Annotated in this window: 1 protein-coding gene; it reads right to left on the bottom strand. The window is 60.9% G+C overall.

Annotated features, from left to right (window positions below; genetic code table 11):
• A partial coding sequence (locus NKJ08_RS39245; RefSeq protein ID WP_352786439.1) for an ATP-binding cassette domain-containing protein occupies positions 1-488 on the bottom strand: 488 nt, incomplete at its 3' end.
• Between the last annotated feature and the right edge of the window lie 60 nt (positions 489-548).

Consider the following 548-nt stretch of genomic DNA (forward strand, 5'->3'; position numbering starts at 1 on the left):
GGCTCGTCGAGCAAAAGCACGGCCGGTTCGATGGCCATGGCGCGGGCAAGCGCCACGCGCTGGCGCTGGCCGCCCGAAAGCTGCGCCGGATAGCGCTTTTCGAGGCCGGAAAGCTGGACGAGATTCAACAGTTCCGAGGCGCGGCGGCGGATTTCCTTCGCCGATGGACGGGATGGCCCGTGTCGGACCTTGAGGCCGAAACCGATATTGTCGGCGACCGTCATATGGCGAAACAGCGCGTAATGCTGAAAGACGAAGCCGACATTGCGCTCCTGGATCGACTTTTGCGACGCATCCTCCTCGCCGAAGAATATCTTTCCCTTCGTCGGCCGCTCCAGCCCGGCGATCAGCCTGAGCAATGTCGTCTTGCCGGAGCCGGAAGGTCCGAGCAACGCGATCAGCTCGCCGGACTTGATGTCGAGCGATACGTCTTGGAGCGCCGGAAACCGGTCGAACTCCTTGCGCACGTTGGCAACGCGAACTTCCATGCAAATCCCTTTTGTAGTTGATGCATGCCGTTATCCCAAAACCGGTTCCCACTTTTGGGC

The organism is Mesorhizobium sp. M0244 (genome assembly GCF_040321795.1).
In the GTDB taxonomy this organism is placed as follows: Bacteria; Pseudomonadota; Alphaproteobacteria; order Rhizobiales; family Rhizobiaceae; genus Mesorhizobium.